Here is a 24,810-nt window from a genome sequence, read left to right on the forward strand (position 1 = left end):
ACTCAGGACATCTTCGCGACGAGCTTCAGCGGCAGGTTGCGCAGGAAGAAGCCGACGACGCCCCACGGCCATCCGGGAACGTAGGCGCTCGCCGGCTCCTTCTCGATGGCCTTCACGAGCGCGCGCGAGCCCCGCTCGGAGTCCACCGCGAAGGGCAGGTTCTTCGCCCCCGCGTTCAGCTCCGTGTGGATGTAGCCGGGATAAATCGTGGAGACCTTGATGGGCGTGCCGAGCAGCTCCGCGCGGATGCCCTCGGTCAGCGTGGCCAGCCCGGCCTTCGTCGCCGCGTACACGGTGAGGTGACGGGGCAGCCCGCGCATGGCGCTCATCGAGGAGATGGTGACCAGGTGTCCGTGGCCCTGCTTGCGGAGGATGCCGACGGCCGCTTCGCACTGAGCCACGGCGGCCACGAAGTTCGTCTGGGCCGTCTTCGCGTTGGTGGCGAAGTGACCCGTGCCGATGCGCTTCCCCACGCCGATGCCCGCGTTGATGATGACGCGGTCCAGCCCGCCGAGGTCCTGGGCGAACGCCTCGAAGACCTCGAACACCCGCTCGTGCTCGTTCACATCCAGCTCCCGCACGGAGACCTGGATGCCGGGGTGCTTCGAGAGCAGCTCCGTGCGCAGCGCCTCCAGCCGGTCCGTCCGTCGAGCGCACAGCGCGAGATTGCGTCCCCGCGCCGCGAACTCGCGGGCCATGCCCTCACCCAGTCCGGAGCTCGCGCCCGTAATCAGGATGTTCCTTCGCATGGCCGGACTCCTTCAGCGGTAGGTGATGAGGGCCTGGTTCGCCCCCTCGAAGTGCGTGTGCTCGTTGAGCGAGGACAGGTAGCGCCCGCGCTCACTGTAGATGACCTTCGTCACGCCGCAGTTGGCCAGCGTCCAGTTGAGCCGGAAGGCGTGCTCGTCGGGAATCTGGAGCAGCTGCTGACAGATGGCGGTGACGGGGCCGCCCGAGGTGAACACCAGCGCCGTCTTGGACGGCCCCAGTCCCTGGATGAGCGCGTCGAGCGCGCGCAGGCAGCGCTCGCGGAACACGGGCCAGGGCTCGGTGTACTCGGCGTCGTGCTTGCCGGCGACCCAGCGGGCCACGGCCTCGGTGAAGAGCGCCTGGAACGCGCGGCGCGGCTCCGGCGTGGAGGCGAGGTCCTCGGCCAGCGCGGCGTGGTTGGCGTAGCGGGGGGTGTGGCGGACGACCAGCTCGTCGTGGTCGAACTCGTTGAAGCCGGGGCTGCGGGTGGGCAGCAGGTCCACGCCCATGGCGGCGAGGCACGTCTCCGCCGTCTGCCGGTGGCGGGTGAGCGTGCCGGCCACCACCGCGTCGAGGCGGGGCAGCCGCGTCTTGATCGCCTCGCCGAGCACGCGCGCCTGCACGAAGCCCGTCTCGGAGAGCTGGTCGTAGTCCTCCGCGCCGAAGGACGCCTGTCCATGGCGGATGAGGTACACCACGCCCATCACCGCCCTCCCTTCTTGATGAGCCGCTTGCAGCGCCAGTCGTAGTACGTCACCAGCGTCCAGAAGTTCTTGAACGCCGGGTTGCGCGTCTGCTTGTGGTGATAGCGGTAGTAGATCTGCTGGATGATGCCGGCGAGCCGGAAGATTCCGAAGACCTCGTAGAAGGTCCAGCTGGCGGGCTTCAGGCCGGAGCGCTGGAGGTAGTAGTCGACGACCTCCCGGCGGCTCATCATGCCCGGCATGTGCGTGGGCTGACGGCGCGTGGCGCGCATGAAGAAGTCGTCATCCGACTCGACCCAGTACGCGAGCGCGCTGCCCAGGTCCATCAGCGGGTCGCCCAGCGTGGCCATCTCCCAGTCGAGCACGCCGATGACCTGCGTGGGCTCGCCCGGGTCCAGCACCACGTTGTCGAAGCGCCAGTCGTTGTGGATGACGCAGGTGGCGATGTCGTCGGGGATGTGGTCCTTGAGCCAGTCGCGCACGTACTTGAAGCTCGGCACGTTCCACGTGCGCGCCTTCTCGTAGCGGTCCGACCAGCCCTCCACCTGGCGGCGGGGATAGCCCGCGCCCTTGCCGAGCGATGACAGGCCGACGGCCTGGGCATCCACCGCGTGCAGCTCCAGCAGCTTGTCGATGACGTTGACGCACAGCTTGCGCGTCTCGCCGGCGCTCAGGTTCATCCCGCGCGGCATGTTGGCGCGGGGGATGATGCCCTCGATGCGCTCCATGACGTAGAAGTCCGCGCCGATGACGGACGCGTCCTGGCACAGCGCCACCATCTCCGGCACGAACGGGTAGGCGGGCCGGAGCGCCTTCTGCACGCGGTACTCGCGCGACATGTCGTGCGCGGACTTCGCCTTGGTGCCCGCGGGAGGGCGGCGGAGGATGAGGTCGCGCTTGGGGTACTTGAGCCGGTAGGTCCAGTTGGACGCGCCGCCGGAGAACTGCGTCACGGTGGGCAGGCCCTCGAGCGTCGGTACCTGCTTCTTGAGCCAGGCATCGACGGCGGGGACGTTCAGCTCCTCACCGGCGCGGACGGAGCTGGGTGAATCCAGGGTGGATTTCGGGGCGGCGTGGGTGGCCATGGTGCGTCACCTCTTGGAGAAGCCGCGCTTGGCCAGCTCGATGCGGGCGATGACGCCCTTGTGCACCTCGTCCGGGCCGTCCGCGAGCCGCAGCGTGCGCGCCTGGCCGAAGAAGCCCGCGAGCACCGTGTCGTTGGACACGCCCGCGCCGCCGTGAATCTGGATGGCGTCGTCGACGATGCGCTGGAGCACGCTGGGGGCCACGACCTTGATGGCGGAGATTTCGGTCATCGCGCCGAGGGCGCCCACCTGGTCCATCTTCCACGCCGCGTAGAGCGTGAGCAGGCGGGCCTGGTCGATGGCGATGCGGGCCTCGGCCACGCGCTCGCGGTTGCCGCCCAGGTTGAGCAGGGGCTTGCCGAAGGCGGTGCGGTTCATGCCGCGGTCGATCATCAGCTCCAGCGCCCGCTCGGAGGCGCCGATGCAGCGCATGCAGTGGTGGATGCGGCCGGGGCCCAGGCGCCCCTGGGCGATCTCGAAGCCCATGCCGGGGCCGCCGATGATGTTGGAGACGGGGACGCGGACGTTGGTGAAGTGCACCTCGCCGTGGCCGTGGGGGGCGTCGTACTCGCCGAAGACGGGGAGCATGCGCTTGATGGACACGCCCGGCGAGTCCAGGGGCACGAGCACCATGGAGTGCTGGTGGTGGCGGTCTCCGCCGGTGTCGGGCGTGCGCGCCATGAAGATGGCGATCTTCGCCTTGGGGTGACCCAGGCCGGTGGTCCACCACTTGGAGCCGTTGAGGACGACCTCGTCCTTCTCGACGACGGCGGTGGCCTCCATGTTGGTGGCGTCGGAGGAGGCGACGCCGGGCTCGGTCATGCAGAAGACGGAGCGGATTTCGCCGGCGAGCAGTGGGGTGAGCCACTGCTTCTGCTGGGCGGGGGTGCCGTACTTCCAGAGCACCTCCATGTTGCCGGTGTCGGGGGCGTTGCAGTTGAAGACCTCGGGGGCCATGAGGCTGCGCCCGGTCTCCTCGGCGATGGGGGCGTACTCGAGCGTGGACAGGCCCGGGGCGAGCTTCTCGTCGGGGAGGAAGAGGTTCCAGAGCCCGGCCGCGCGGGCCTTGGCCTTGAGGTCCTCCATGACGGAGGACACGGGCCAGGTCTTCCAGTCACCGCCGCGCGAGGCCTCCATGACCTCCTGGTAGTAGCGGGCCTCGTTGGGCTCGATGTGCTCGCGCATGAACTGCTTCACGCGCTCCAGGTAGTCCTTGCCTCTGGCGCTCGGCTCGAAGTCCACGGTGCTGCCTCCTCTCACGAGAGGCGCTCATCCTTGGCACCCGGCCCTTGTTGAATCCACTGAATGTTGGTCATGTGTCGTCATGAGCCCAGTTCAGGATTCCACTCGGCGCCCCGGGCCTCCGGACCTCAACCTCTTCCGGGTGTTCGACGTGGTCTATCGGGAGCGGAATCTGACGCGCGCGGCGGAGGTGCTGTTCCTGAGTCAGTCGGCGGTGAGCCACGCGCTGGCGAGGCTGCGCGAGCAGTTGGGGGCGCCCCTGTTCGTCCGGCAGGGGAGGGGCGTGGCGCCGACGCCGTTGGCGGAGCGGGTGGCGCCGGAGATTCGGGAGGCGCTGGCGCTGCTCCAGCAGGCGGTGCACCACACGCGAGGTTTCGAGCCGGCGCGGGACGTGGGGACCTTCACCCTGGCGATGAGCGACATGCTGGAGCCGTCGATCGTGCCCCGACTGGTGGCGCGGCTTCAGGAGCGGAGTCCGGAGGCGCGCATCAGCAGCGTGCGGTTGGAGCGGACGCGGCTGGAGCGGGACCTGGCTTCGGGGCGGTTGGACCTGGCCATCGACGTGGAGCAGCCGACGAGCGCGGAGCTGCGGCATACGGCCTTCACGCGGGATGCGTTCTGCGTGGTGAGTCGCAAGCGCAGGCGGTTGGACGTGGCGGCGTACATGGCGGCGAAGCACGTCACGGTGTCCTCGCGGCGCACGGGGCTGGCGGTGGAGGACCTGGTGCTCAGCCGGCTGGGGTATCAGCGGGAGGTCACGGTGCGATGTCGGCACTACGAGACGGCGTGCCGCATCGTATCGGGCTCGGATTTGTTGCTGACGATGCCCCGGCGGAGAGCGGAGGAGATCAACGGGGTGCTTGACGATGACCTGCACCTGCTGCCCATGCCGCTCGCGCTGCCGCGACTGGAGCTGCATTTGTACTGGCACCGCTCCGAAGACAGCGAGCCTCGGAGTCAGTGGTTGCGTTCGGAACTGCAGTCCCTGGCGAAGGTGCTGATGGGGCCGCGGCGTGGCGCGTGATGGAAGTGAAGGTCTCTTCAGTTCACGCAGTCCAGGTTGCAGTCCGCGAAATCGCCCGCGCAGGCGTTGAAACAGATCATGAGTGGGAGTGGGTCGGTCAGCGTGAGCTTGCAGTCCGCGATGCACTGGATGGACTCTTCTCGACATTCATTGGTGCAGTTCACCAGCCCGGTCGCGTGGACGGTTCCGTCCGCGACGGGGGCGTCGTCCAGGACGGGCACCTCGGCGCGTTCATCCTCGATGGGGCCGCAGCCCATCGCGAGCAGCAATGCGCCCACTCCAGCCAACCACGACATGCGATTCGACATGGTGATTCCTCCCTGCGCGAGTGAAGAGAGGATCGTCGCAGTCGCATCGGTGGGATATTGTACGCAGGTTCACTCGTCGGAGGACGCTGCCGTGGGTGCGAGCTTTGGGGGTGCGGAGGCAGGTGTCCGGCGGTTCTTGCATCGATGACGCGGTGAGGGAGGGGGCGGGCAATGCCTCCAGGCAGCACGATGGAACAGTTCTTCACGGCATCAGGCGTTCGGCTCCGGCGACGAGGTGCCCGTCCGGGGGCCTTCAACTGGCTGTTCCTCCCGGGCGGGCCAGGGATTGGCGCGGAGAGCCTGTTCGGACTGGCGGACGCGCTGGATGTCCCGGGGACGTGCTGGATGGTGGACCTGCCAGGAGACGGGTCCAATGTCTCGCCTCCGGGGGCGCCAGCGAATCCCCATGACGTGTGGCCCAGGGTGCTCATCGAGGCTGCCCAGGCGCTTCCGAACTGTGTCTATCTGGGGCACTCCACGGGAGGTATGTATCTGCTGTCCGTGCCGGAGCTGGAGTCGCTCCTGGTGGGGCTCGTGCTCGTGAGCACGGCGCCGGACGCGGGCTGGCGTGCGCCGTTCTTCGAGATGACCCAGCGGCATCCGCTGCCCGAGGTCGACGCGGCGACCCAACGCTACGAATCCGAGCGCACGGATGAGCGGCTGCGAGACATCGCGGTGGCGTCGGCGGAGTGGAACTTCACGCCGGAGGGCGTGACGGAGGGGCGAGAGCTGCTGCGACGGATGCCCTACAACCGCGCGGCGGTGGACTGGTCGGACCGGAACTTCGACGAGACGTATGTCCACACGTGGTGGCCGCGCACGCTGCCCACGCTCATCATCAGCGGCGCCGAGGACCGCATCGTCCAGCAGACACCGTGGTCACGGGCCGCTTTCCAGGGACCGCACATCCTCCACAGGACCGTGGCAGGAGCCGCGCACTTCCCCTGGATTGAACGTCCGGAAGCCGTGGCCTCTGCGATGCGAGAATGGGTGCCGAGGATGACTCCGCGCCAGTGACACCCCCAAGCTGCTTCGCTGGGGTTGTCGGACCCTGCTGCTAGTTCTCCCCCTGCTCTTGTCGTGAGAACTCGATTGCGGGAGCGAGAAGATGCTGCGTTGGGTCTCGGTGTTGCTGGCGTGCCTCTCGTTCGGCTGTGCGACCTCTCGAGTGGTTCGCTTGGATACAGGGGAGGGTGAGCCCCTCCTCTACGCACCTCCTGAGCGGGTCAGTCCCATTGATGTAGACCCTGGCGACTTCCAGCGTGCGATGACCCGCCTCGTCCTGGAGATGCGCTTCTCGGTACGTCCCGAAGAAGCGAGCCGTTCACGACTCCAGCGGGCTACGTGGGCGGCGGAATCCCCCTCGCGTGGAAGGGACTACGGTGCCTGGTGCTCTCGTCAGGATGATCCTGGCGAATGCCTCACGTTGTTGGAGGACGGCTTTACCTTCCTGGATGCCGATGTGCGCCGGAAGATGGCTTTGTCCTTTGCCTGGGACGGGGTCTGGGATGGGGTTCAGCAGGCAGTGCAGGAGTTTGTCAACCCACTGGTGCTCAAGGCGATGATCACCTCGGCCATGGCTGCCTACATGCTCCTTGTTGTGGCGCCCGAGCCGGTGACGAAGCTCGTGGCCCTCGCCTTGACGACCTATGTCATCGCGTACATCGGCTTGGACGCATTCACGAACCTCGTGATGGGCTGGCAGCGGTTGTCCGCCGATTCAGCGCGTGCGACGTCTTTTCGGGGACTGGAGGATGCAGGGCGTGATTTTGGAGAGGTGATGGGCGCGAATGGCGCACGTGTCCTCATCATGGCCCTCACCGCGGCTTTGGGCGGCGGTGCGGCGAACCTGGCATCGAAAGGCCCCCTGCTTCCTGGCTTCGCACGTGCGGTGCTGGCGACGGAGGTCAATGCGGGTTTCCTGTGGTCCGCGGTGATGTCTGGGGGAGTCCGCTCCATTGCTGTCGCGGAGGGCGTCCTGACGGTGGGGCTCGCCCCCAACGCGGTCGCGATGTCTGCTCGGACACGGGGCGGCCAGGACGAAGCGAGTCCTGGCAGGCCGTCCCAGGAGCCGCTCCATGAGAATCAGATGCCAGAGCAGCTCGCCTCGGAATTGGAGATGGCCGAGCAATTGGGTGTCCGGCCTGTCCGCGTCGATTCTCCAGACTTCATGCGCTACGCGAGCGAGGAGCGCATCAAGTGGGTGGTCACTGCGGACAATCAGCTCCAGGTCATCCCGTACAGATGGCAGGGCGTCGAAATCTCGCATGCTGTCGCGAGTGGTGGGCGGCCCGTGTTGGCTGCCGGCGAAGCCGAACTCGCGGTCCATGGCACGACCCGTTTCGGGATCCGGATTGAGCCTTTGAGCGGGCATTTCCTGAACGGGGTGTCGAAGGCCGTGAGTGACAGCGCCCTCGAAATCGGACGGAGGGCATTTGCGCGGCACGGGATTACATTCCCCCCGTGAGGACGACCATGGAACCGAAGACCTCCCAACTTCAAACCGTCCTGGGGTGGCCGCTTCCCCAGGTTCGGACATGGCTCGACGGGCTGGTCATCGGCGCGCCCGTGCAGGGCGAGAGCTTCAACTGGGTGGGCTTCGCGTTCACTGCGGCTGCTCGGGCCAGGGAAGAGCGGAGCCTGGACTGGGCACACGTCGCCCTGCACATCTATGGCGTCCTCGCAGGACTGGAGGCTGGTGACAACGCCCACTCCGTCCGACTCTCGGAGATGAGCCTGCGAGCGTGGATGATTGGAGAACTCGGTGCACGGGCGGGAGATGCCGTCCTGGACCCGGACGTCATCTACAGATGGTTCCAAGGACTCATCGTCATGTCGATGGACGAGGCGGCCAAGCTCCTGGCCACCCCAGACTGGCGCACCATCCCGACGCAGACACTCCTCAAGCTGCGGTACATGAAGAGCGCGCTCAATACACTGGCGCACATCTCTGAGTCCGGAGTGGTGGAGAAGCACCCCGAGCTGAAGGACTGGCTCCAGTTCAGGAGCCGCTTGCCCTGACCGAAGTCCGTTACACCTCGATATCGAACGCGAGCGACAGTCGCTCATCGGGCTGCACGTGCAGCAGCCCCTCGCCCGTCGCGAGCGCACCCGCCGCGGCGGTCCACGGCTCCACGCAGACGAAGTCCTTCCCCTTCAGCGTCCACACCACCATCACCTTGAACTCAGGGCTCCACGACAGGTGGATGGGGCGCAGCCCCGGCCCACGCGACAGCCGCGTCTCCTGCTTCGAGTGGTCTCGCAGGTGCAAGTCCACCTCGTCCGCCGTCAAATCCCACCCGGTGAACGGCACCTCGCGCTTGGTCCGGTTGTCCCAGCCGTGTGTCGCGTCCGTCTCCACCGTCGTCACCGACTTCGCCGCGTCCGGCACCCGGAAGTAAGGATGGAAGCCCAGGTGCACGGGCAGCGGCTCCATCCCGGGATTCTGGATGTCGAAGTCGATGGTCAGCCTCCGCCCCACGAGCGAGAACGTGAGCTGCGCGTCGAACTCCCACGGATAGACCCGCAGCGTCTCCTCGTTGGACTTCAGCCCCAGCACCAACAACGAGTCCTCCGCCTGCCGCACCGCCCACGCCATCTTCCGGGCGAAGCCGTGCTGCGACAGGCTGAAGGACTTGCCATGCGCCGGATACGTGTCCCCAGGCAGCGGACCCGCGTTGGGGAACAACACGGGGATGCCCCCGCGCACGTTCTTCGTCGGGTCCGCCACGGTGGCTTCATCCAGGTAGAGGATGTCCTCGTCCCCCACCATGAAGCTCGTGACGAGCGCGCCGCGTGAAGGGATGACCTCCACGCAGCAGTCGTCACCCTTCAGCGAGTACGTCTCCAGCCCCGCGATGCCCGGGAATGCTCGGCTCATGCGAGCCTAGATACCCCCATCGTGGGGGTCGCTGTCCATGAACGGATACGGCACCTTCGTCGGCGGGGCGAAGTTCTCCTTCACCGTCCGAGGACTCGTCCAGCGGATGAGGTTGAGCAGCGAGCCCGCCTTGTCGTTCGTCCCCGACGCACGCGAGCCTCCGAAGGGCTGCTGTCCCACCACCGCGCCCGTGGGCTTGTCGTTGATGTAGATGTTGCCCGCCGCGTGCCGCAGCTCGCTCATCGCCGTGTCGATGGCCTTCCGGTCCCGCCCGAAGATGGCCCCCGTCAGCGCGTACGCCGCGCTCTGGTCCACCTCGCGCAGCGTCTCCACGTACTTCGAATCCGGATACACGTGCACGCCGACCAGCGGCGCGAAGACCTCCTCGCGCATGATGCGGTGACGCGGGTCCTGCAACTGCACCAGCGTGGGCTTCACGAACCAGCCCTCCTTCCGGTCCGTCTCGCCACCCGCGACGATGCTCGCGTCCTTGTCCTGCTTCGCCAGCTCGATGTACGAGGAGACCTTCTTGAAGGACTTCTCGTCGATGACCGCGCCCATGAAGTTGCGGAAGTCCGTCACGTCGCCCATGCGGATGTCGCCGATGAGCGCCTGCAGCCGCGGCTTGAGCTTCGTCCACAGCGATTCCGGCACGTACACGCGGCTGGCCGCCGAGCACTTCTGGCCCTGGTACTCGTAGCCACCGCGCACGATGGCCACCGCGAGCGCCTCCACGTCGTCCGCCGCGGACGCGTGCGCCACGATGAAGTCCTTGCCACCCGTCTCACCCACCAGCCGGGGGTACTGCTTGTACTTGCCGATGTTCTCTCCCACCGTCTTCCACATGGTGTTGAACGTCGGCGTGGAGCCGGTGAAGTGGATGCCGCCCAGATGGGGGCTGGCCAGCGTGGGGTTGCCCACCGTGGGCCCGTCGCCGTTGAGCATGTTGATGACGCCGTCGGGCAGGCCCGCCTCGCGCAGCATCTCCATGAAGTACCAGGCGCTCAGCGCCGACGTGGACGACGGCTTGAACAGCACCACGTTGCCCATCAGCGCGGGCGCCGTGCACAGGTTCATCGCGATGGACGTGAAGTTGAACGGCGCCACCGCGAACACGAAGCCGTCCAGCGGGCGGTAGTCCAACATGTTCCACGTCTGCGGCGAGGACTCCGGCTGGATGGCGAGAATCTGCTCGGCGAAGTGGACGTTGTAGCGCAGGAAGTCGATGGCCTCACACGCGGCGTCGATCTCCGCCTGGTGGGCCGTCTTCGACTGCCCCAGCATGGTGGACGCGTTGATGATGGGGCGGTAGCGCGTGGCGAGCAGCTCGGCTGCGCGCAGGAAGATGGCCGCGCGCGAGGCGAACGGCATCCGCGCCCAGTCCTCCTTTACCGCGAGGCCCGCCTGGATGGCCTGCTCCACGTGGCTCGCGTCCGCCTCGTGCAGGGTGGCCAGCACGTGCGAGTGCCGGTGAGGCATGCGCACCGTGTCCGTCTTGCCGCTGCGCACCTGCTTGCCGCCGATGATGAGCGGGATGTCGATCTGCTCGCCGCTCATGCGCTTGAGCGTCGCCTGCAGCTCGCGGCGCTCGGGCGAACCGGGCGAGTAGGGGAGGATGGGCTCGTTGCGGGGAGCCGGGACGCGGGGGAAGGCGTTGATCACGCGAATGACCTCGGGACGGAGCGAAAAGGGCGGGGGAGCATAACCAACCGGCTCCTCCGGGGAAGCGTCGAAGCGGGCCGTCGTCAGCGCTCGGACACCCGCTGTCAACCCCTGACGCGCCCGGCTATTTCCCTCGGGAGCCCCTTGTCAGCCCACACCCAGGGAGGGGGGCACATTGACCGGGCGACATAGCGCGCGGTTACGATGGAGGCATGCGCATCCCGCCTCCGAGCCCCGCGATGCCGCCTCCTTCCGGCCTCCCCGCCCTGGAGGACGCGCTCCGCAGGGACCTGGAGCGGCTGGAGTACCCGAAGCGCTCCTGGGTGCTCCCGCGACACACCCGTGACGGCAAGGCCGTGCTGGACGTGCTCATCATCGGAGGCGGGCAGAGCGGCCTCACCGCGGCCTTCGGGCTCTTGCGCGAGAAGGTGACGAACCTGCTCGTGGTGGACGACGGCGAGCAGGACCTCGCGGGGCCGTGGAAGACGTTCGCGCGCATGCACACGCTGCGCACGCCCAAGCACCTCACCGGGCCGGACCACAACCTGCCCAACCTCAGCTTCCAGTCCTGGTTCGAGGCCCAGTACGGCGAGGCCGCCTGGGCGTCGTTGGAGCGCATCCCCAAGGAGCTGTGGGCGGACTTCCTCGGCTGGTACCGGCGCACGCTGAACATCCCCGTGCGCTGCCGCTCGCGCGCCGGAGCGCTGACCTGGAGCGCCGAGGACGACTGCTTCCACGTGCCGCTGGAGGACCTGCGCACCGGCGCCACCGAGGTCCTCTTCGTGCGCAAGGTGGTGCTCGCCACGGGCATCGACGGCTCGGGGCGCTGGGAAGTCCCATCCATCGTGGCGAACCTGCCGCGCGAACTGTACGCGCAGACACGCGAGGACATCGACTTCGAGGCCCTGCGCGGCCGCAAGGTGGGCGTGCTCGGCGCGGGGGCGTCCGCGTTCGACAACGCCTCCGTCGCGCTGGAGCACGGTGCCGGCGAGGTGCACCTGTTCTACCGGCGCAAGTCGCTGCCGTGCATCAACCCGTACCGCTGGGCGGAGTTCGTCGGCTTCCTCAAGCACCACGCGGACCTGCCGGACGCGGACAAGTGGCGCTTCATCCACCGCATCTTCGAGATGGGGCAGCTGCCCCCGGCGGACACGTACCGCCGCGCGTGCGCCTTCCCCCAGTTCCACCTGCACGCCCAGAGCCCGTGGCTGGACGCCGAGGTGGTGGACGGGCAGGCCCGCATCACCACCCCGCAGGGGCAGTACACCTTCGACAAGCTCATCGTCGGAAGCGGCACGGTGACGGACCTGTCGCTGCGGCCGGAGCTGGCGAACGTGCACACGGACATCGCGCTCTGGAAGGACCGCTTCACGCCGCCCGAGGGGCAGTCGCACGCGGACCTGCTGCGCCACCCGTACCTGGGGCCGGGCTTCGAGCTGCAGGAGAAGCAGCCGGGCCGCGCGCCGTACCTCCGCTCCATCTTCAACTACACCTTCGGGTGCCTGCTCTCGCTGGGCTTCGGCGGGGCGAGCATCTCCGGCATGAAGTACAGCCTGCCCAAGCTGACGGCGGGCGTGACGCGGCAGCTCTACCTGGATGACCGGGATGCGTTCTTCCGCTCCCTGGAATGCTTCGACGAGAGGGAATTCGAGCCATGAGCAGGGGTGAGTTCGGGCTGCGCAGTCGCCGCGTGCTGGCGGGCGGTGGGCTGCGCGAGGCGGTGGTGGTGGTGAAGGACGGCCGCGTGGAGAAGGTGGCCGGGCCCTCCGAGGCGCTCGGCGCGCTGGCGGTGACGGACGTGGGCCATCACGTGGTGATGCCCGGCGTGGTGGACTGCCACGCGCACATCAACGAGCCCGGCCGCACCGAGTGGGAGGGCTTCGAGACCGCCACGCGCGCGGCGGCGGCCGGAGGCATCACCACCGTGGTGGACATGCCGCTCAACTCGCTGCCGCCCACCACCACGCTCGACGCGCTGAAGCTCAAGGCGGACGCGGCCCGGGGCGCAAGCCAGGTGGACCATGGCTTCTGGGGCGGCGTGATTCCCGGCAACGCGGACGAGCTGGAGGCGCTCATCGACGCGGGCATCGCGGGCTTCAAGTGCTTCCTGTGCCCCTCCGGCGTGGATGAGTTCCCTCCCGCGGACCGCGCGGTGCTCGACGTGGCCATGCCGATTCTCGCGCGGCGCGGCGTGCCGCTCATCGTGCACGCGGAGCTGGAGTCACCGCTCCCGGAGGTCCGCGCAGAGGGGGCTCGCACGTACCGTGCCTATCTCGAGTCCCGGCCTCGCAGCTGGGAGCAGGACGCCATCCGGATGATGATGGAGCTGGCGCGAAAGCACCGCTGCCGCGTGCACATCGTCCACCTGTCCTCAGCGGACGCACTGCCGCTGCTCATCGATGCGCGGCGCGAGGGGTTGGACGTGTCGGTGGAGACGTGTCCGCACTACCTGAGCTTCACCGCCGAGGAGATTGAGGACGGCGCGACCCACTTCAAGTGCGCGCCGCCCATCCGCGAGGCGGAGAACCGCGAGCGGCTGTGGGAGGGGCTCGCGCGCGGAGACATCGAGCTGGTGGTGTCGGACCACTCGCCCTGCACGCCCGCGCTCAAGCTGCTGGAGCGCGGTGACTTCGGCGCGGCCTGGGGCGGCATCGCGTCGCTGCAGCTCAGCCTGTCGGCGGTGTGGACCGAGGCGCGCAGGCGGGGCCACGGTCTGGAGTCGCTCGTGCGCTGGATGTGCGAGGCGCCGGCCCGACTGGTGGGCCTGAGCGGGACGAAGGGCTCGCTCGTGCCGGGCGCGGACGCGGACCTCGTGGTGTTCGACCCCGAGGCCACCTTCACCGTCGAGCCGTCACGGCTCCAGCACCGTCATCCCCTGACGCCGTACGCGGGCAGGACGCTCGCGGGCGTGGTGGAGCGCACGCTGCTGCGCGGAGAGACCATCTACGAGCGCGGGCAGCCCTTCCCGCGTCCCACGGGAAGCTGGGTGCGCCGGCCGTCCTCGGCGCGCATCGCCGCCTGACATCATTCCATCGGGAGAACACACGAAAATGCATGCACCCGAAGAGGGGAAGCTGCGCGTCGGCTTCACGGAGCTCATCGACCTGGCCGCCGAGAAGGTCGGCGGACAGGCCCTGCTGGCCAGTGACGAGTTCTTCGCCGGCAAGGAGAACCTGCTCAAGCCCGGCCGAGGCGTCTTCATCCCGGACAAGTACACCGAGCAGGGCAAGTGGATGGACGGCTGGGAGTCGCGCCGCAAGCGCGTGCCCGGCCACGACTGGTGCATCCTGAAGCTCGGCCTGCCCGGCGTGATTCGCGGCGTGGACATCGACACGAACCACTTCCTGGGCAACTTCCCCGAGTACGCCTCGGTGGACGCGCTGGAGGTCGAAGGCTCGCCGTCGCCCGAGTCGCTGGTGGACGCGGCGTGGACGCGCATCCTCCCGCAGCTCAAGCTGCAGGGTGGCACGCGCAACCTCTTCGCCATTGCCGACGAGCGGCGCTGGACGCACCTGCGCCTCAACATCTACCCGGACGGCGGCGTGGCGCGCTTGCGCGTGCACGGCGAGGTGCGGCCGGACCTGGCGCGGCTGACGCGCGAGAAGGGCGCGGTGGACCTGGCGGCGGCGGAGAACGGCGGCACGGTGGTGGCGTGCAACGACGCGTTCTTCGGCACCAAGGACAACCTCATCCTGCCCGGCCGCGCGGCCAACATGGGCGAGGGCTGGGAGACGCGCCGCAAGCGCCTGCTGCCGGGCTTCGACTGGATTGTCGTGAAGCTGGCCGTGCCCGGCACCATCGAGCGCGTGGAGGTGGACACCGCCTTCTACAAGGGCAACTTCCCGGAGAGCGCGTCGCTCGAAGGCCTCTACCTGCGCGAGCCGCTGGTGGACTTCGCCAACGCGCACGACCTGGCGTGGACGGAGCTGCTGCCGCGCACGAAGCTCCAGGCGGACCACCGTCACCACTTCGAGGCCGAGCTGAAGGCGAAGGGCCCCTTCACCCACGTGCGCCTCAAAATCTTCCCCGACGGCGGAGTCAGCCGGCTGCTCGTCCACGGACGTCCGGCGTGAGCGCGCTCGAGCGACTCAACACGCTGCCCCCCGACGAGGCCCGCGCGGAGCTGAAGCGCTGCTGCGGTGCCTCGCGTTGGGCGGAGGCGATGACGAAGGCGCGGCCCTTCCGTGACGCCGAGCACCTGTTCTCCGAGGCCTCCCAGCAGTGGAGCCGCACGGGCCCGGAGGACTGGCGCGAGGCCTTCACGCACCACCCGCGCATCGGCGACGTGGCCTCGCTGCGCGCGAAGTTCGCCGCCACGGCGAGCTGGTCCTCGCAGGAGCAGGGCGGGGTGAGCGGCGCGGGAGAGGAGGTGCTCCAGGGCCTGGCCGATGGCAACCAGGCCTACGAGGAGCGCTTCGGCTTCATCTTCCTCGTGTGCGCGACGGGCAAGAGCGCCCAGGAGATGCTCGGCCTGCTGCGCGCGCGCCTGGGCAACGCCCCGGACGAGGAGCTGCGCATCGCCGCCGGTGAGCAGGCGAAAATCACCCGCATCCGATTGGAGAAGCTGCTGGCGTCATGAGCACCCTGTCCACCCATGTCCTCGACACGCACCGCGGCCGCCCGGCCTCCGGTGTTCCCATCACCCTGGAGCTGCAGGGGGCCCACGGCGACTGGAAGGAGCTGGCCCGGGGCGTCACCAACGACGACGGGCGCGTGCGCGACTTCCTGCCCGCGGGCGCCCGCGTGGAGACAGGCGTCTACCGGATGTCCTTCGACACGGGCGCGTACTTCCGCTCGCTCGGTGTGAAGGGCTTCTATCCGTCGGTGTCCGTCGTCTTCGAGCTGGGGGCGCCCGACGAGCACTACCACGTACCGCTGTTGCTCAGCCCCTTCGGCTACTCCACCTACCGGGGGAGCTGACCTCAGGCCTTGGTGACGACCTGCGCGGTGGGGGCCGCCGCCGACACGGGCGCGCTCCCCCGCTGCAGCAGCGCGTGGATTTCGGCGATGAGCAGCGCGGGCTTCACGGGCTTGACCAGGTAGGCATCCGGCACGGGCAGGCTCGCGTCGCTGTCCGAGCGGGGCGCGAAGCCGCTGACGAAGACGACGGGGATGTGCTGGAGCGAGGGCTCCTGACGGAAGCGGCGGCACAGCTCGTACCCGTCCATGCCCTCCATGTTCACGTCGGACAGGAGCAGGTCTGGCGGCTGGGCCAGGGCCTTCTCCAGGCCCTCCTCGCCGCTCGACGCCGCCGTGCAGTCGAAGTCCCCGGACAACAGCAGGCGCAGTGTCTCGCGCATCGTCCACGAGTTCTCGACGATGAGGACCTTGGGCTTCACGGTGCTCGGGCTCCTCCGGTGCCGGCGGCGCGCCGTGGGGCGACGACCGTCCGAAACCACGAGCATCACCGCACCGCGCCCGCCGTCGCAAGGGGTCTGCCCCCACCCCTGGACGGAGGTACAAGGCCGAGCGGGCGTGGGAGGCCTACTCCTCGGGCGGGGGATTCTCCAGGCCGCGCCGGGACACCTCCGAGTCGGGCTCCTCGTCGCCGCGGGCCTCGCGCTCGGGGACCTGCTCGTTTGTCCACTCCTCCCCGCGCTCCACGCGGGCCTCCCAGTCCGTGTCACGCGTGGGGTCCACGTCCCCGGCGTCTTCGTCCGCGAGCCGACGGCTCACGTCGCGCGCGCCCTCATCCTGCGCGTCCTCCACCTCGCCGCGATTCCTCGGCTGGAAGTCCCCGCGCGTCGGCCGCGTGTCGTTGGGTCCTCGAGGAGTGCCCGCCATGTTGCACCTGCCTGGGTGTGGGTGTTGCCTGCCCGACTCAACCTCCGAAGTCCCGATGCGCGGGACAAGTGCTGGCAGATATCAGGCCGCCTGCCTGGGCGGTGGGGGGCAGGGGTTTCTTCCGTGTCGTCGGAGCGTGTCCCGATACATGGAAACGTGATATTCCATCGACTTCTGGATTCTGCCGACCTTCCGGTCCCGCCTTCGTGAGCGACGAAGAGAAGACAACCGTCCTGGACGAGCGCAGCCGTCCTCCGAGCAGCACGTGGGGGGAGCGCATCCGCACGCCCGTCACCCTGCCGGGGGACGCCGCGGGCGTGCGACGCTCGTTGGAGCTCGGAATGGTGGTGACGGGCCGCTACCGGGTGGAGGGCCTCTTGGGCGAGGGCGGCATGGGCCGCATCTGGCTGGCGGAGGACCTGCACGAGCGGCGCAAGGTCGCGCTCAAGGAGATGCAGGTCCCCGCGGGGCTGACGGCGGCGAAGACGGAGGAGCTGGTGCTGATGTTCCGGCACGAGTTCTTCGCGATGAAGAAGCTGCAGCACCCCGGCACGCTGAAGGTGTTCGACTGGGGGATGACGGAGGCCGGCAACCGCTTCATCACCATGGAGGTGGTGGACGGGCAGGACCTGAGCACCCTGGCGCGCGAGTCCCCGCTGGACACGCGCACGCTGTACCGGGTGCTCCTCCAGATGGCGCAGGTGCTGGCGTTCATCCACTCGCGCCTGTACGTGCACTGCGACATCAAGGCGAGCAACGTGCGCATCACCCGCTCCGGCGCGGTGAAGCTGATGGACTTCGGGGTGATGCACCAGCTGGGCACCCCGAGCCCCGGCAAGCTCAAGGGCACGCTGGAGTACCTGGCCCCCGAGTGGCAGCGCGGCGCGAGCATCGACGGGCGCGCCGACCTCTACTCGCTGGGCGTCATGGCGTACTACCTGGTGACGGGGAAGCTGCCCTTCAAGCGCAACACGCCCGCGGCGCTGCTCGCCGAGCACCTGACGCGGCCGCCGCCCAAGCCGTCCTCGCTGGGGCCGGTGGACCCGCAGCTGGAGGAGATCATCCTCCTGCTGTTGGCGAAGGACCCGCGCGAGCGCTTCCAGGACGCCGCCGAGCTGATGGAGGCGCTGTGCCACGCCAGCGGCGAGCCGATGCCGGAGGAGCCCCTGTCGGCGCGCTCCAGCTACCTGCACGTGCCGGAGGTGGTGGGGCGCGCGGCGGAGCTGGAGTCGCTGATGAACGGCCTGGCGGAGGCGGACTGGGGCCAGTCGCGCGCGGTGCTGCTGGGCGCTCCGGCGGGTGTGGGCAAGACGCGGCTGCTGCAGGAGTTCGAGCTGCAGGCGAAGCTGGCGGAGCTGCCGTTCGGACGGGGGCAGTGTCGCGCGGAGGGGCAGGCGCCGCTGACGCCCATCGCGCAGGCGCTGCGCGCGCTGATTCCGCACACGCCCACGGAGGTGATGGAGCGGCTGTCGCCGAGGCTCGCGAGGCTCCTGCCCGCGATGTCGGCGGAGGGCTCGGGCGTCGCGCAGGTGCCGGGCGAGGAGAAGCTGGGGTTCTTCGGCGCGCTGGCGGAGTGGGTGCAGGGGCTGGGCAAGCGGATGACGTTCGTCCTGTGCTTCGAGGACCTGCACTGGGCGGACACCGCGTCGCTGGAGGTGCTCAACGTGCTCATCCGCGCGCTGCACGGCACGCGCGGCATGGTGGTGTGCACGTTCCGCTCGGGGGAGCTGAGCCGGCTGAGCCTGGCGTTCCAGACGGTGGACGAGAAGCTCACCTGGCGCATGGACCTGGAGCCGCTCGGGGCCGAGCACGTGGGCACGCTGGTGGGGCTGGCGCTGCCGGGGCTGGAGGTGCCGGAGAGCTTCGTCGCGCGGCTGCACGAGACGACGGGGGGCAACGCGTTCTTCGCCACGGAGTGTCTGCGCGCGCTGGTGGAGGAGGGCGCGCTGACGCGCGTGGGTGGACGCTGGACGGCGGAGGAGGGGCTGGACACGCGGCCCTTGCCCGCGAGCATCCAGGCGGCGGTGCTGGAGCGACTGTCCTCCGCGCCGGTGGAGCAGGTGTCGCTCTTGAGGCGTCTGGCGCCGGCGGGGCGCAGCCTGGAGCTGCCCATGGTGCGGGCGCTGGCGGACCTGCCGGAGTCGGAGCTGTTCGCGGTGCTGGATGGAATCGTGGAGCGGCAGTTCCTCCAGGAAGAGGAGGGCCGGTACGTCTTCACGCACGACACCGTGCACCAGGCCGTCTACGACAGCATGTCGGAGGACGAGCGGCGCGCGGCGCACGCGCGGGTGGCGCTGGCGCTGCAGACGCTCTACTCGCAGCGGCCGGACCTGACGCGCACGGTGGGGTGGCACTACCTGCGCTCGTCGGAGCCGGAGCTGGCGATCGGTCCGTTGCTGGACGCGGGGCGCGCGGCGATGGAGGCGCAGGCGTTGCTGGAGGCGACGCTGCTCTTGAAGGAGGCCTCCACGCTGCTGGAGTCCGCGCCGGACTTCCCGGGGCGCGACAGGCTGCTGTTGCGCATCTGGGTGACGCTGGTGGAGGTGGGCTACGCGAGTGACCCGCCCAGCTCGCTGGCCTTCGCGGAGAAGCTCTTCGCGCACTGGGCGTCGACGGTGGACCTGGAGGAGGGGCGGCGGGTCGCGCTCGCGCAGCTCGACGGGGCGTGCTCGGCGCCCGAGGACGAGCGGCCGGCACGCCTGAGGGAATTGTTCCGCGAGCGCGAGGCGGACGCGCAGGTGGCGCCGGCGGACATCTTCTGGAAGCAGGCGGAGCTGCGCATCCTCCAGGCGATGGCGCTGGCCATCGTCGGGCGCACGAAGGATTTGGACGCGTTGCTGGAGCGGGTGCGGCGCGAGCAGCCGGAGGTGTCGCCGTACCGGGCCGCGACGTTGTTGGCGCCGGCGGTGCTCAGCGCGTACACGGGCCGCTCGGCGGGGGTGGTGGAGGCGCAGTTCGAGCAGCTCACGCGGCTGCGCGGGCTGCGCGAGGTGATGGGCCGGCTGCCTCGGCGCCTGGCGTGGGCGTTGGGGATGGGCGGCTACATGATGAACATGAACCTGGCGCTGCGCGGCGAGCCGCTGGACGCGCAGGCGACGCGGGATGGCTACGCGGTGGCGGAGGCGCACGGCTTCACGGACGTGCGGGCCTTCCACCTGTTCACGGTGGTGACGCGCGCGGCGTTCACGGGGGATGCGGCGGCCTTCGTGCCGGCGTTCACGGAGAAGAGTGATTTGGTGCGCCGGCTGGGCAACCCCCGGTTGATGGAGCGCAACCTGGCCATCTTCACGCCGCCCTACTACCTGGAGCGCGGCGAGCACGAGCACGTGGCGGCGGTGGTGGCGCGCGGCGAGGCGCTGGCGCGGGTGCTGCCGGAGGACCGCTGGTTGCAGTGCCACGTGCAGACGTACCAGGCGTGCCGGGACGTGCTGTTCGAGGACGCGGCGGCGGTGCGCCAGTCGCTGCCCCGGGCGCTGGCGGCGGCGCGTGAGAGTGGCCTCCGGATGGAGACGCTCTTGCGTGTCTACCAGTCGCGCTTCGAGCGCGAGCAGGGCCACCTGGAGGCGGCGCGCGAGGCGGCGCAGACGGCGCTGTCGCGGTCGATGGACCCGGTGCTGGCGAATCCCTGGGACGAGGTGCTGGCGCGCCGGGCGATGGCCGCGCTGCTGCCGGGCGAGGACGGGCTGACGCACCTCAAGCGTGCGCTCGCGCTGGCGGAGCTGACAGGCAACGTGCTGCAGGTGGGGCACGTGCGCCTGGCGCTCGCGGAGCGGGCGATGACGATGGACGCGGCGGTGGCGGAGTTGACGGCGGCGGAGACGGCCTTCACCGAGGCGCGGGCGTCGAACCTGCTGGCCCAGGCGACGTCGCTGCGTGGCGCGCTCCAGCGCAGCGCGGAGTCCCGACGGAGCGCTTGAGACGGCTCGCGTGAAGTGACCGCATCATGGACGGAACGCTCCGGCGACGTGCGGGCGCGCGAGCCCACGTGAAACGCAGCACCGCTGAGGGAGCACTGCGCGCTCTGGCAACGCACGGGACGCGATGCTCTCTTGGAGGGGTGTGGTGCCGCGCTGCGCGGGAGCCGGAAGGTACGCCGCCTCACGTCACGCGCAGGTGTCACGGCGAACAGCCGGCGCCAGGAGGGTAGAGTGCGCGGCATGGCCCTCCCGCCCCTGCGCTTCTGTTTCGACTATCTCTCCCCCTACGCCTACCTCGCGTGGACGCGCATGCCCGCCCTCGCCGCGCGCCATGGCCGCGTGCTGGAGCCCGTCCCCGTGCTGCTCGCGGGCGTGCTCAACGCCACCGGCAACATCGGCCCCGCCGAGGTCCCCGCCAAGCGCGGCTATATCTTCAAGCACACCTTCCGCATCGCCCACGAGCTGGGCGTGCCCTTCGACCCTCCTCCCTCGCATCCCTTCGTCCCGCTGCTCCCGTTGCGCGTGACGGCCGCCGTGGATGACCTGGAGGCCCGCGCCCGATTGGTGTCGGCCCTCTACGCGGAGGCCTGGGGCGGCGGGAAGGGCGTGGAGTCGCCCGAGCAGGTCACCGTGGCCCTCCGCGCCGCGGGCCTGGATGCCCCCGCGCTGCTCGAGGCCGCCGGCCGCCAGGACATCAAGGACCGCCTGCGCCGCAACACCGAGGAGGCCATCGCCGCGGGCGCCTTCGGCGTGCCCACCGTGCTCGTGGGCGACGAGCTGTTCTTCGGCGTCGACTCGCTGGGGCACCTGGAGCGCTTCCTCGAGGGCAAGGATCCGCTCAAGGGCGTCGACCTGGAGCGCTGGCGCTCCCTGCCGTCGACCGCCTCCCGACGCTGAACGCGGGTGGTGCGAAAGCACCTGGAGTTTGGGCTAGGGTGCCCCGCTGGCCCAAGCCCCAGGGGCGGGCCACGTCTCCAGGTGCTCACCGAATGAACGTCCTCGCCGAGCTGGGCATCGTCGTCGCGGGTCTCGTGCTCGCCATCGTCCTCCTGGCGCTCAACTTCTGGCGCGCCGTGCTGTTCCTCTTCCCCCACACGGTCCGCGTGGAGCCCGAGGCGCCCGCCGACCAGATGGACCTGCCCCTGGAGCTGGCGCAGGTCTCCATCCACCTGCAGGCCCTGGGCTTCGTGGCGCTCGGCAGCCACGAGGAGAAGCCGCCGCTCCAGAAGGCCACGCGCTCCTACGACTGGGCCCACCCCACCGAGCGCGTCTTCGCCACCGTGTACCAGACGGCGGACGGCGAGCCCCGCCTCTACTTCCTCACCCCCCTGGCCCCGGAAGGCTTCGTCATCACCGCCGGTTATCGCCGGCCCGCGCTCGACGTGCCCGGCGTCTACCGGAGCGGTTCACTGGCGGACGCTCCGCCCGAACGCCTGCTGCGCGCCCACCTGCGCCGCATGGAGGGCCTGACGCCCGCCAGCGACTTCTCGTGGGAAGGTCGGGTGGAGGCCGGACGTTCCTGGTATCGCGGGCTCGGCCGGAAGGAGATCCGCCGGCAGAACCTGCAAGGGCTGTTGTGGACGGTGATGGCGCTTGCCATCGTCGCCAGCGCCTTCCTGGGACGGCGCGCGGCCTGAAACCCCGCCAGGACCATCACTGCGCGCGTGCACCGCGCGCCCCTTGGGAGTAGGTAGACGAGCACCATGAAGAGCGTGTCCAAGACCGAGGAAATCTTCTTTCTTTCCGGCAAGCGCACCCCGTTCGGCACCTATGGCGGCAGCCTGAAGGACCTGAGCGCCACCGACCTGGCCGTGGAGTCCGCGAAGGCCGCTTTCGCCCAGTCGAAGGTGTCCCCGGAGCTGGTGCAGCACGTCGTGTACGGCAACGTGGTGCAGACGAGCGCGGATGCCATCTACCTGCCCCGCCACGTGGGCCTGAAGACGGGCGTGCCCGTCCCCGTGCCGGCCCTGGGGGTCAACCGCCTGTGCGGCTCCGGCTTCCAGGCGTTCGTCACCGCGGCGGAGCTGATGCTCACCGAGCAGGCGAGCTGCGTGCTGGCCGGCGGCACCGAGTCCATGAGCCAGGCGCCCCACGTCATCCGCGGCGCGCGCTGGGGCCTGCCGCTGGGCAAGGGCAGCCTGGAGGACATGCTGTGGACGGCGCTGACGGACAGCTACACCGGCCAGCCGATGGCGCTCACCGCCGAGCAGCTCGCGGTGGACTACGCGCTCACCCAGGACCAGGTGGACGAGTACGCGGTGCTCACGCAGAAGCGCTTCGCCGCCGCGCAGGAGGCGGGCCGCTTCCAGGATGAAATCGCGCCCATCACCCTCAAGGGGAAGAAGGGCGACGTCGTCGTCTCCAAGGACGAGCACAACCGCCCGGAGACCACGGTGGAGGGCCTGCGCAAGCTGCCCAAGGTCTTCAAGAAGGACGGCGTGGTGCACGCGGGCGCGGCCAGCGGCATCTGCGACGGCGCCGGCAGCATGGTGATGGCGACGGGCAGCTTCGTGCAGAAGCACGGCCTGAAGCCCATCGCCCGGCTGGTGAACTGGGGCGTGTCCGGGTGTGACCCGAAGGTGATGGGCATCGGCCCGGCGCCCGCCATCCGCCAATTGCTGGAGCGCGCGCAGGCGAAGCTCTCCGATGTGGACCTGTTCGAGGTGAACGAGGCCTTCGCGCCCCAGTACCTGGCGGTGGAGAAGGAGCTGGGGCTGCCGCGCGAGCAGACCAACGTCAACGGCGGCGCCATCGCGGTGGGCCACCCGCTGGGCGCGTCCGGCGCGCGCATCACCACGACGCTCGTCTATGAGCTCAAGCGTCGCGGTGGACGCTATGGTATCGGCTCCGCCTGCATCGGGGGCGGTCAGGGCATCGCCGTGTTGGTCGAGGCGCTCTGATGCCCGAACACGACTTCCAACCGGGACGCGAGATGACGAACGAGGTGGATGCGAAGACGGCCCGCGAGCGGGCCAAGGCCATCGCCGAGCAGCGTCGGGCGGAGCGCCGCAACCGCAAGCGCAAGTGCGTCGTGTGCGGCGTGGAGGAGAGCGACAAGACGCCCCTCACCGCCCACCCGGAGGGCATCGGCCCGGCCTGCAAGGACGAGGTCTCCTGCCAGAACCGCCGGGCCGCCGCCTCGCGCCCGTGACCCGACACGGGGCCTGGCGGGGCGTCCACCCGCGCGAGGCCCTCGCCCGCAGCGCCGCCACCCGTTGTCGACTGCGTGACGGTGGGAGCCCTGGCGCCACGCGGGGTCGGGGTGGGGCCGCCAGGACCGCTCAAGGCCGGTAAATCGGGCCCGTTTCTTGATAGCGGAATCGTCTCGGGGTAAACGTCCAGAATCTCAGCTTGAGACGAGGGTCGGAATGGGCGTTACGAGCTTCACGGGAGTCAAGGTGTTCTCCACCACGCTCGCGCGTGATCGCGAGAACATGGGTGAGAACATCACCAAGTGGCTCAAGGAGAATCTGGTCAACATCGAGGTGGTGGACAAGGTGGTGACCCAGTCCTCGGACAAGGAGTTCCACTGTCTGACCATCACGATTTTCTACCGCGCGAAGACGGCCTGATTCGGCGGTTCTCGACGCTGGACGTCGACGTACGAGGGCGCTCTCCCGGGACCGGGTGGGGCGCCCTTCGTCGTTTGGGGTTGCGAAGCCGGCGGGGTTCCACCACCTTTGGTCGACTTGTCGAGCCCGTAGTGGAGGAATGAATGCGACCGATGCGCAGCTTCGGCGGCCGGGGTGGCGGTGGTGGGGTCCCCGGCCTGGAGACCACGGCGTCCAAGCTGGCGGTGGGCCTGGTGGCGGGCTCCGTGCTCTTCCTGGTGCTGCGCTACCAGGGCGCGGGCAACAGCCTGCTCCTGCTGCTGTCGCCCAATACCGTCTTCGGCAACCTCTTCCTCTGGCAGCCCTTCACCTACGCCTTCATCGAGAGCGAGCCGTTCAGCATCCTCTTCGGCGCGCTGCTCTTGTGGTCCATCGGCGGGTGGCTGGAGAGCTACTGGGGCTCGAAGCGGCTGTTGATGGTGGCGGTGGGCTGCACGGCGCTCGCCGGCTTCGTGCTGGGCGTGGTGGGGCTCTTCATGCCGCTGCCGGCGGGCTACCAGGGCGGCTGGGTGATGGGCTCGGTGCTGTGGGTCGCCTACGGCCTGGTCATCGGCAAGGGGCAGACGAACTTCTGGGGCATCCCCCTGTCGGGCAACGCGTTCGCCGGCATCGGCGCGGGCTTCGTGGTGCTGCGCGTGCTGACGGCGGGCTTCTTGAGCCAGCTGCCGCACGTCGTCGCGCTGCTGCTGGTGTTCGCCTACGTCAAGGGCGCCAGCCCCAAGCGGTTCATGCTGCAGCTGCAGCACTGGCGGCTGCAGCGACAGCTGAAGGACCGCTCCAAGCACCTGCACGTGGTGGGCAGGAACAAGGACAAGCCGGACCGCGACCAGTACCTGAACTGAG

At 69.3% G+C, this 24,810-nt stretch carries 25 protein-coding genes; 16 read left to right on the forward strand and 9 right to left on the reverse strand.

Annotated features, from left to right (window positions below):
* Positions 1–2 precede the first annotated feature (2 nt).
* From VZQ01_RS28980 to VZQ01_RS28995, 4 genes are read right to left on the reverse strand one after another with little or no spacing between them, the layout of a single operon-like run.
* Positions 3–749: an SDR family oxidoreductase gene (locus tag VZQ01_RS28980; protein ID WP_426745258.1), complete on the reverse strand. Its 747-nt coding sequence runs from the start codon at positions 747–749 to the stop codon at positions 3–5.
* A gap of 12 nt (positions 750–761) precedes the next feature.
* On the reverse strand, positions 762–1,454 hold the full coding sequence (locus tag VZQ01_RS28985; RefSeq protein ID WP_426745259.1) for a histidine phosphatase family protein: 693 nt from the start codon (positions 1,452–1,454) through the stop codon (positions 762–764).
* Entirely contained in the window at positions 1,454–2,539 is a 1,086-nt protein-coding gene (locus VZQ01_RS28990; RefSeq protein WP_141323568.1) for a phosphotransferase family protein, read from the reverse strand. Before VZQ01_RS28990 ends, VZQ01_RS28985 begins: the two co-directional genes overlap by 1 nt.
* 6 nt (positions 2,540–2,545) lie before the next feature.
* Positions 2,546–3,781 carry an acyl-CoA dehydrogenase family protein gene (locus tag VZQ01_RS28995; RefSeq protein ID WP_426745260.1) on the reverse strand — a complete coding sequence of 412 codons (1,236 nt, stop codon included), beginning with the start codon at positions 3,779–3,781 and terminating at the stop codon, positions 2,546–2,548.
* Positions 3,782–3,863: 82 nt separating this feature from the next.
* Between VZQ01_RS28995 and VZQ01_RS29000 the strand changes: the two genes are divergently transcribed.
* The gene (locus VZQ01_RS29000) at positions 3,864–4,805 is read left to right on the forward strand and encodes a LysR family transcriptional regulator (RefSeq protein WP_426745261.1); all 942 of its coding nucleotides are present in this window, start codon (positions 3,864–3,866) and stop codon (positions 4,803–4,805) included.
* 17 nt (positions 4,806–4,822) lie between these two features.
* On the opposite strand, the gene VZQ01_RS29005 is transcribed toward VZQ01_RS29000, so the two are convergent.
* Positions 4,823–5,113 carry a hypothetical protein gene (locus tag VZQ01_RS29005; RefSeq protein ID WP_426745262.1) on the reverse strand — a complete coding sequence of 97 codons (291 nt, stop codon included), beginning with the start codon at positions 5,111–5,113 and terminating at the stop codon, positions 4,823–4,825.
* 189 nt (positions 5,114–5,302) lie between these two features.
* On the opposite strand from VZQ01_RS29005, the gene VZQ01_RS29010 reads away from it, so the two are divergent.
* The 3 genes from VZQ01_RS29010 (at position 5,303) to VZQ01_RS29020 (ending at position 8,134) form a co-directional block, all read left to right on the forward strand.
* The gene (locus VZQ01_RS29010; RefSeq protein ID WP_426745263.1) at positions 5,303–6,130 is read left to right on the forward strand and encodes an alpha/beta fold hydrolase; all 828 of its coding nucleotides are present in this window, start codon (positions 5,303–5,305) and stop codon (positions 6,128–6,130) included.
* Between the two features lie 91 nt (positions 6,131–6,221).
* On the forward strand, positions 6,222–7,580 hold the full coding sequence (gene sitA5, locus VZQ01_RS29015) for a SitA5 family polymorphic toxin (RefSeq protein ID WP_434223583.1): 1,359 nt from the start codon (positions 6,222–6,224) through the stop codon (positions 7,578–7,580).
* Positions 7,581–7,588: 8 nt separating this feature from the next.
* Positions 7,589–8,134, forward strand: a complete 546-nt coding sequence (locus tag VZQ01_RS29020) for a hypothetical protein (protein ID WP_426745265.1) — start codon at positions 7,589–7,591, stop codon at positions 8,132–8,134.
* A gap of 10 nt (positions 8,135–8,144) precedes the next feature.
* Here VZQ01_RS29020 and VZQ01_RS29025 read toward each other — a convergent pair whose 3' ends face one another.
* Both VZQ01_RS29025 and pruA read right to left on the reverse strand, forming a co-directional pair.
* The gene (locus VZQ01_RS29025; protein WP_426745266.1) at positions 8,145–8,993 is read right to left on the reverse strand and encodes an aldose epimerase family protein; all 849 of its coding nucleotides are present in this window, start codon (positions 8,991–8,993) and stop codon (positions 8,145–8,147) included.
* 6 nt (positions 8,994–8,999) lie between these two features.
* On the reverse strand, positions 9,000–10,655 hold the full coding sequence (pruA, locus tag VZQ01_RS29030) for an L-glutamate gamma-semialdehyde dehydrogenase (protein WP_426745267.1): 1,656 nt from the start codon (positions 10,653–10,655) through the stop codon (positions 9,000–9,002).
* 212 nt (positions 10,656–10,867) lie between these two features.
* On the opposite strand from pruA, the gene VZQ01_RS29035 reads away from it, so the two are divergent.
* Genes VZQ01_RS29035 through uraH form a run of 5 tightly spaced genes read left to right on the forward strand, consistent with a single transcriptional unit; the run spans position 10,868 to position 15,575 of the window.
* A complete protein-coding gene (locus tag VZQ01_RS29035) occupies positions 10,868–12,313 on the forward strand; it encodes an FAD/NAD(P)-binding protein (RefSeq protein ID WP_426745268.1) in 1,446 nt (481 codons plus the stop codon).
* Positions 12,310–13,677, forward strand: a complete 1,368-nt coding sequence (gene allB / locus VZQ01_RS29040) for an allantoinase AllB (RefSeq protein WP_426745269.1) — start codon at positions 12,310–12,312, stop codon at positions 13,675–13,677. Before VZQ01_RS29035 ends, allB begins: the two co-directional genes overlap by 4 nt.
* A 28-nt stretch (positions 13,678–13,705) precedes the next feature.
* Positions 13,706–14,728, forward strand: coding sequence for an allantoicase (alc, locus tag VZQ01_RS29045; RefSeq protein WP_408889385.1), 1,023 nt, complete (start codon positions 13,706–13,708; stop codon positions 14,726–14,728).
* Positions 14,725–15,234, forward strand: a complete 510-nt coding sequence (gene uraD / locus VZQ01_RS29050; protein WP_223748535.1) for a 2-oxo-4-hydroxy-4-carboxy-5-ureidoimidazoline decarboxylase — start codon at positions 14,725–14,727, stop codon at positions 15,232–15,234. The genes alc and uraD overlap by 4 nt, the downstream gene beginning before the upstream one ends.
* Positions 15,231–15,575, forward strand: coding sequence for a hydroxyisourate hydrolase (gene uraH, locus VZQ01_RS29055; protein ID WP_223748536.1), 345 nt, complete (start codon positions 15,231–15,233; stop codon positions 15,573–15,575). Before uraD ends, uraH begins: the two co-directional genes overlap by 4 nt.
* A 2-nt stretch (positions 15,576–15,577) precedes the next feature.
* Here the strand turns inward: uraH and VZQ01_RS29060 are convergent, their stop codons facing one another.
* Both VZQ01_RS29060 and VZQ01_RS29065 read right to left on the reverse strand, forming a co-directional pair.
* Positions 15,578–15,994 (reverse strand): response regulator, encoded by a 417-nt coding sequence (locus VZQ01_RS29060; RefSeq protein WP_223748537.1) that lies wholly within the window; start codon positions 15,992–15,994, stop codon positions 15,578–15,580.
* 145 nt (positions 15,995–16,139) lie between these two features.
* The gene (locus VZQ01_RS29065) at positions 16,140–16,439 is read right to left on the reverse strand and encodes a hypothetical protein (protein ID WP_426745270.1); all 300 of its coding nucleotides are present in this window, start codon (positions 16,437–16,439) and stop codon (positions 16,140–16,142) included.
* A gap of 341 nt (positions 16,440–16,780) precedes the next feature.
* Between VZQ01_RS29065 and VZQ01_RS29070 the strand changes: the two genes are divergently transcribed.
* From VZQ01_RS29070 to VZQ01_RS29100, 7 genes are all read left to right on the forward strand, one after another.
* On the forward strand, positions 16,781–20,356 hold the full coding sequence (locus VZQ01_RS29070; RefSeq protein ID WP_408891816.1) for a protein kinase domain-containing protein: 3,576 nt from the start codon (positions 16,781–16,783) through the stop codon (positions 20,354–20,356).
* A gap of 240 nt (positions 20,357–20,596) precedes the next feature.
* Positions 20,597–21,253: a 2-hydroxychromene-2-carboxylate isomerase gene (locus VZQ01_RS29075; RefSeq protein WP_426745271.1), complete on the forward strand. Its 657-nt coding sequence runs from the start codon at positions 20,597–20,599 to the stop codon at positions 21,251–21,253.
* Between the two features lie 92 nt (positions 21,254–21,345).
* The gene (locus VZQ01_RS29080) at positions 21,346–21,993 is read left to right on the forward strand and encodes a hypothetical protein (protein ID WP_223748540.1); all 648 of its coding nucleotides are present in this window, start codon (positions 21,346–21,348) and stop codon (positions 21,991–21,993) included.
* Between the two features lie 66 nt (positions 21,994–22,059).
* Positions 22,060–23,256 (forward strand): acetyl-CoA C-acetyltransferase, encoded by a 1,197-nt coding sequence (locus VZQ01_RS29085; RefSeq protein ID WP_223748541.1) that lies wholly within the window; start codon positions 22,060–22,062, stop codon positions 23,254–23,256.
* A 32-nt stretch (positions 23,257–23,288) separates the two neighbouring features.
* Entirely contained in the window at positions 23,289–23,507 is a 219-nt protein-coding gene (locus VZQ01_RS29090) for a hypothetical protein (RefSeq protein WP_141323581.1), read from the forward strand.
* Positions 23,508–23,724: 217 nt separating this feature from the next.
* Positions 23,725–23,928: a hypothetical protein gene (locus tag VZQ01_RS29095; protein WP_046715756.1), complete on the forward strand. Its 204-nt coding sequence runs from the start codon at positions 23,725–23,727 to the stop codon at positions 23,926–23,928.
* 143 nt (positions 23,929–24,071) lie between these two features.
* The gene (locus VZQ01_RS29100; RefSeq protein WP_223748542.1) at positions 24,072–24,809 is read left to right on the forward strand and encodes a DUF1751 domain-containing protein; all 738 of its coding nucleotides are present in this window, start codon (positions 24,072–24,074) and stop codon (positions 24,807–24,809) included.
* The last annotated feature ends 1 nt before the right edge of the window (position 24,810 follow it).

The sequence above is a fragment of the Myxococcus faecalis genome (genome assembly GCF_050039385.1).
GTDB classification, from domain to species: Bacteria; Myxococcota; Myxococcia; order Myxococcales; family Myxococcaceae; genus Myxococcus; species Myxococcus fulvus.

What these genes read in the sequence shown, in the direction of transcription:
- VZQ01_RS28990 (WP_141323568.1), bottom strand. Translation starts at nt 2,539, where the DNA reads ATGGCCACCCACGCCGCCCCGAAATCCACCCTGGATTCACCCAGCTCC.
- VZQ01_RS29000 (WP_426745261.1), top strand. Translation starts at nt 3,864, where the DNA reads ATGAGCCCAGTTCAGGATTCCACTCGGCGCCCCGGGCCTCCGGACCTC.
- VZQ01_RS29035 (WP_426745268.1), top strand. Translation starts at nt 10,868, where the DNA reads ATGCGCATCCCGCCTCCGAGCCCCGCGATGCCGCCTCCTTCCGGCCTC.
- VZQ01_RS28980 (WP_426745258.1), bottom strand. Translation starts at nt 749, where the DNA reads ATGCGAAGGAACATCCTGATTACGGGCGCGAGCTCCGGACTGGGTGAG.
- sitA5 (WP_434223583.1), top strand. Translation starts at nt 6,222, where the DNA reads ATGCTGCGTTGGGTCTCGGTGTTGCTGGCGTGCCTCTCGTTCGGCTGT.
- allB (WP_426745269.1), top strand. Translation starts at nt 12,310, where the DNA reads ATGAGCAGGGGTGAGTTCGGGCTGCGCAGTCGCCGCGTGCTGGCGGGC.
- VZQ01_RS29095 (WP_046715756.1), top strand. Translation starts at nt 23,725, where the DNA reads ATGGGCGTTACGAGCTTCACGGGAGTCAAGGTGTTCTCCACCACGCTC.
- VZQ01_RS29065 (WP_426745270.1), bottom strand. Translation starts at nt 16,439, where the DNA reads ATGGCGGGCACTCCTCGAGGACCCAACGACACGCGGCCGACGCGCGGG.
- uraH (WP_223748536.1), top strand. Translation starts at nt 15,231, where the DNA reads ATGAGCACCCTGTCCACCCATGTCCTCGACACGCACCGCGGCCGCCCG.
- VZQ01_RS29005 (WP_426745262.1), bottom strand. Translation starts at nt 5,113, where the DNA reads ATGTCGAATCGCATGTCGTGGTTGGCTGGAGTGGGCGCATTGCTGCTC.
- VZQ01_RS29010 (WP_426745263.1), top strand. Translation starts at nt 5,303, where the DNA reads ATGGAACAGTTCTTCACGGCATCAGGCGTTCGGCTCCGGCGACGAGGT.
- VZQ01_RS29075 (WP_426745271.1), top strand. Translation starts at nt 20,597, where the DNA reads ATGGCCCTCCCGCCCCTGCGCTTCTGTTTCGACTATCTCTCCCCCTAC.
- VZQ01_RS29080 (WP_223748540.1), top strand. Translation starts at nt 21,346, where the DNA reads ATGAACGTCCTCGCCGAGCTGGGCATCGTCGTCGCGGGTCTCGTGCTC.
- VZQ01_RS29020 (WP_426745265.1), top strand. Translation starts at nt 7,589, where the DNA reads ATGGAACCGAAGACCTCCCAACTTCAAACCGTCCTGGGGTGGCCGCTT.
- alc (WP_408889385.1), top strand. Translation starts at nt 13,706, where the DNA reads ATGCATGCACCCGAAGAGGGGAAGCTGCGCGTCGGCTTCACGGAGCTC.
- VZQ01_RS28985 (WP_426745259.1), bottom strand. Translation starts at nt 1,454, where the DNA reads ATGGGCGTGGTGTACCTCATCCGCCATGGACAGGCGTCCTTCGGCGCG.
- VZQ01_RS29090 (WP_141323581.1), top strand. Translation starts at nt 23,289, where the DNA reads ATGACGAACGAGGTGGATGCGAAGACGGCCCGCGAGCGGGCCAAGGCC.
- VZQ01_RS29085 (WP_223748541.1), top strand. Translation starts at nt 22,060, where the DNA reads ATGAAGAGCGTGTCCAAGACCGAGGAAATCTTCTTTCTTTCCGGCAAG.
- VZQ01_RS29070 (WP_408891816.1), top strand. Translation starts at nt 16,781, where the DNA reads ATGGTGGTGACGGGCCGCTACCGGGTGGAGGGCCTCTTGGGCGAGGGC.
- VZQ01_RS29100 (WP_223748542.1), top strand. Translation starts at nt 24,072, where the DNA reads ATGCGACCGATGCGCAGCTTCGGCGGCCGGGGTGGCGGTGGTGGGGTC.
- VZQ01_RS29025 (WP_426745266.1), bottom strand. Translation starts at nt 8,993, where the DNA reads ATGAGCCGAGCATTCCCGGGCATCGCGGGGCTGGAGACGTACTCGCTG.